Consider the following 5391-nt stretch of genomic DNA (forward strand, 5'->3'; position numbering starts at 1 on the left):
TCGTGTCTTCAACGCGGCAGACACACGGAGTGTGTTCGTGGTCGTGAAGGAGGTTGTGTGGTCAAGCCCTCGGCCTATTAGTACCGGTCAGCTCCACATCTTGCGATGCTTCCACTTCCGGCCTATCAACCCGCTGGTCTGGGCGGGGGCCTTACCCCATTGACTGGGTGAGAGACCTCATCTTGAAGCGAGCTTCCCGCTTAGATGCTTTCAGCGGTTATCCCTGCCGAACGTAGCCAACCAGCAGTGCACCTGGCGGTACAACTGGCACACCAGAGGTTCGTCCGTCCCGGTCCTCTCGTACTAGGGACAGCTCTTCTCAAGTCTCTTACGCGCACGGCGGATAGGGACCGAACTGTCTCACGACGTTCTAAACCCAGCTCGCGTACCGCTTTAATGGGCGAACAGCCCAACCCTTGGGACCTACTCCAGCCCCAGGATGCGACGAGCCGACATCGAGGTGCCAAACCATCCCGTCGATATGGACTCTTGGGGAAGATCAGCCTGTTATCCCCGGGGTACCTTTTATCCGTTGAGCGACACCGCTTCCACATGCCGGTGCCGGGTCACTAGTCCCAGCTTTCGCTCCTGCTCGACCCGTCGGTCTCGCAGTCAAGCTCCCTTGTGCACTTGCACTCGACACCTGATTGCCAACCAGGCTGAGGGAACCTTTGGGCGCCTCCGTTACATTTTGGGAGGCAACCGCCCCAGTTAAACTACCCACCTGACACTGTTCCTGATCCGGATCACGGACCGAGGTTAGACATCCAATTCGACCAGAGTGGTATTTCAACGGCGACTCCACGAACACTGGCGTGCCCGCTTCACAGTCTCCCACCTATCCTACACAAGCCGAACCGAACACCAATATCAAGCTATAGTGAAGGTCCCGGGGTCTTTCCGTCCTGCCGCGCGTAACGAGCATCTTTACTCGTAGTGCAATTTCGCCGAGCCTGTGGTTGAGACAGCTGAGAAGTCGTTACGCCATTCGTGCAGGTCGGAACTTACCCGACAAGGAATTTCGCTACCTTAGGATGGTTATAGTTACCACCGCCGTTTACTGGCGCTTGAGTTCTGAGCTTCGCCTTGCGGCTAACCCGTCCCCTTAACGTTCCAGCACCGGGCAGGCGTCAGTCCGTATACATCGTCTTACGACTTCGCACGGACCTGTGTTTTTAGTAAACAGTCGCTTCTCACTGGTCTCTGCGGCCACCCACCGCTGCCCACTGCAAGAGTGCTGACAGTAGATGGCCCCCCTTCTCCCGAAGTTACGGGGGCATTTTGCCGAGTTCCTTAACCACAGTTCGCTCGATCGCCTCGGTATTCTCTACCTGACCACCTGAGTTGGTTTGGGGTACGGGCCGCTCGGAACTCGCTAGAGGCTTTTCTCGGCAGCATAGGATCATCCCATTCGCCTCATTCGGCTATGCGTCAGGCCTCACCCTGTGTGTGGAACGGATTTACCTGCTCCACGGGCCACACCCTTGCACCGGTACTACCACTCACCGGTAGGACTACCTTCCTGCGTCACCCCATCGCTTGCCTACTACCAGTCCAGGTCCCCAGCTAGTCCGGATCCCTTCACAAGGAAGATCACCGGCGTCGGTGGGTTAGTATCGCTGGGTTCAGCATGGGCGTTCCTTCGCGGGTACGGGAATATCAACCCGTTGTCCATCGACTACGCCTGTCGGCCTCGCCTTAGGTCCCGACTCACCCTGGGCGGATTAGCCTGGCCCAGGAACCCTTGGTCTTCCGGCGGGGGAGGTTCTCACTCCCCTCTCGCTACTCATGCCTGCATTCTCACTCGCGTGGCGTCCACGGCTGGATTCCTCCGCCGCTTCCACCGCCACGCGACGCTCCCCTACCCATCCATGAACCTGGCCGGCACCCACGAAGGGCACCGGCGGGCTAACTCATGAATGCCACGGCTTCGGCGGTGTGCTTGAGCCCCGCTACATTGTCGGCGCGGAACCACTTGACCAGTGAGCTATTACGCACTCTTTCAAGGGTGGCTGCTTCTAAGCCAACCTCCTGGTTGTCTCTGCGATCCCACATCCTTTTCCACTTAGCACACGCTTAGGGGCCTTAGCCGATGATCTGGGCTGTTTCCCTCTCGACTACGAACCTTATCGCCCGCAGTCTCACTGCCACGCTCTCACTTACCGGCATTCGGAGTTTGGTTGACGTCAGTAACCTTGTGGGGCCCATCGGCCATCCAGTGCTCTACCTCCGGCAAGAAACACGTGACGCTGCACCTAAATGCATTTCGGGGAGAACCAGCTATCACCGAGTTTGATTGGCCTTTCACCCCTACCCACAGCTCATCCCCCAGGTTTTCAACCCTGGTGGGTTCGGTCCTCCACGCGGTCTTACCCGCGCTTCAACCTGGCCATGGGTAGATCACTCGGCTTCGGGTCTAGAGCACGCGACTCGTTCGCCCTGTTCGGACTCGCTTTCGCTACGGCTACCCCACACGGGTTAACCTCGCCACGTACCGCTAACTCGCAGGCTCATTCTTCAAAAGGCACGCAATCACCGCCGCCCCGAAGGACGACCGGCTCTCACGGCTTGTAGGCACACGGTTTCAGGTACTATTTCACTCCCCTCCCGGGGTACTTTTCACCTTTCCCTCACGGTACTTGTCCGCTATCGGTCACCAGGGAGTATTCAGGCTTAGCGGGTGGTCCCGCCAGATTCACACCGAATTTCACGGGCTCGGTGCTACTTGGGAAACACGCTCGGGAGGACGGCAGTTTTCGTGTACGGGGCTCTCACCCTCTACGGCGACCCGTTCCAGTAGGCCTTCCACTAACCATCCGTCTTTCTGACTCCCCGTACCCTCGGCAGAAGGTACTGAGCGGTCCCACGACCCCGCCTCCACAACGCCTGCCGGCTATCACATGGAAACGGTTTAGCCTCATCCGCTTTCGCTCGCCACTACTCACGGAATCACGGTTGTTTTCTCTTCCTGTGGGTACTGAGATGTTTCACTTCCCCACGTTCCCTCCACACGCCCTATGTGTTCAGGCGCGGGTCACACCACATGACTGGTGCGGGGTTCCCCCATTCGGACATCCTCGGATCAACGCTCGGTTGGCAGCTCCCCGAGGCTTATCGCAGCCTCCTACGTCCTTCATCGGCTCCTGGTGCCCAGGCATCCACCGTGTGCCCTTAACAACTTGGCCACACAAAACCTACAAACCACGAACCCCGGACCACACCGCCGGCGGCGACCACCCCGCAGGGCACCCACCGACAACGATCCAGACAAGGATCCGCGAACTGTTGAAGATGCTCGCGTCCACTGTGCAGTTCTCAACGAACGACCAGCGACCTCCCGACCCCACCCCACCAGACCCCGACCCCTGCTTCCGACGAAGCAGCCACCGAGCGGTATGAGACGCGGAAGGCCCTGACGAAGAAACCCCCACCCCGGGCGGGCCGGCGAACCGGCACCCGACCCCGGGACGGGATCCGTTCCTTCAGGACCCAACAGCGTGCCTACGACCACCACCCGCACCCCCGCTCCGGTCCACACCCGCATCTCGCAAGAGACACCAGGTCGTACTGGGAGCCGGCGCGCGCCGGCGACCGAACTGGTCAGCGTTCCACCCTCGAGCACCATCCAGACACCCCGCGCCCACCCCACGACGGGGCCGGCGTCTCGTTCTGGCATGGCTCTGCACCGACACACAACGTGTGCCGGCGAGTTGCTCCTTAGAAAGGAGGTGATCCAGCCGCACCTTCCGGTACGGCTACCTTGTTACGACTTCGTCCCAATCGCCGATCCCGCCTTCGACGGCTCCCTCCACAAGGGTTGGGCCACCGGCTTCGGGCGTTACCGACTTTCGTGACGTGACGGGCGGTGTGTACAAGGCCCGGGAACGTATTCACCGCAGCGTTGCTGATCTGCGATTACTAGCGACTCCAACTTCATGGGGTCGAGTTGCAGACCCCAATCCGAACTGAGACCGGCTTTTTGGGATTCGCTCCACCTCGCGGTATCGCAGCCCTTTGTACCGGCCATTGTAGCATGTTTGCAGCCCTAGACATAAGGGGCATGATGATTTGACGTCATCCCCACCTTCCTCCGAGTTGACCCCGGCAGTCTCCCATGAGTCCCCACCATCACGTGCTGGCAACATGGAACGAGGGTTGCGCTCGTTGCGGGACTTAACCCAACATCTCACGACACGAGCTGACGACAACCATGCACCACCTGTGCACGGCCCTTACGGACCCCCCATCTCTGGAGGATTTCCGTGCATGTCAAGCCTAGGTAAGGTTCTTCGCGTTGCATCGAATTAAGCAACATGCTCCGCCGCTTGTGCGGGCCCCCGTCAATTCCTTTGAGTTTTAGCCTTGCGGCCGTACTCCCCAGGCGGGGCGCTTAATGCGTTAGCTGCGGCACGGAGACCGTGGAATGGCCCCCACACCTAGCGCCCAACGTTTACGGCGTGGACTACCAGGGTATCTAATCCTGTTCGCTCCCCACGCTTTCGCTCCTCAGCGTCAGTTACTGCCCAGAGACCCGCCTTCGCCACCGGTGTTCCTCCTGATATCTGCGCATTTCACCGCTACACCAGGAATTCCAGTCTCCCCTGCAGTACTCAAGTCCGCCCGTATCGACTGCAGGCCTGAGGTTGAGCCTCAGGTTTTCACAGCCGACGTGACGAACCGCCTACGAGCTCTTTACGCCCAATAATTCCGGACAACGCTTGCACCCTACGTATTACCGCGGCTGCTGGCACGTAGTTGGCCGGTGCTTCTTCTGCAGGTACCGTCACTTGCGCTTCGTCCCTGCTGAAAGAGGTTTACAACCCGAAGGCCGTCATCCCCCACGCGGCGTCGCTGCGTCAGGCTTTCGCCCATTGCGCAATATTCCCCACTGCTGCCTCCCGTAGGAGTCTGGGCCGTGTCTCAGTCCCAGTGTGGCCGGTCACCCTCTCAGGCCGGCTACCCGTCGTCGCCTTGGTAGGCCACTACCCCACCAACAAGCTGATAGGCCGCGGGCCCATCCCCAGCCGATAAATCTTTCCACCACCAGACCATGCGGTCAGCGGTCATATCCGGTATTAGCCCCAATTTCTTGGAGTTATCCCAGAGCCAGGGGCAGGTTGCCCACGTGTTACTCACCCGTTCGCCACTGATCCCCCCGAAGGGTTCACCGTTCGACTTGCATGTGTTAAGCACGCCGCCAGCGTTCGTCCTGAGCCAGGATCAAACTCTCCGTAGATGAATTTGCAATCCATGGCAGAGAACCGAGAGCTAGCACTCTCGATGTCAATCAACCAAAGGAATCCCCACACCACACCCAGAGGATGCAGTGCACGGGGTAATACTTGGCACTGACTTTCGGCACGCTGTTGAGTTCTCAAGGAACGGACGCGC

2 rRNA genes are annotated in these 5391 nt (G+C 59.4%); both read right to left on the bottom strand.

Annotation, left to right across the window (positions count from 1 at the left end):
* Nucleotides 1–57: 57 nt before the first annotated feature.
* Nucleotides 58–3185 (bottom strand): 23S ribosomal RNA (locus tag ACI781_RS19070).
* Nucleotides 3186–3721: 536 nt separating this feature from the next.
* Nucleotides 3722–5236, bottom strand: a 16S ribosomal RNA gene (locus tag ACI781_RS19075).
* The 16S and 23S rRNA genes sit together here, the layout of an rRNA operon.
* Nucleotides 5237–5391 lie beyond the last annotated feature (155 nt).

The organism is Blastococcus sp. SYSU D00695, from assembly GCF_054050555.1.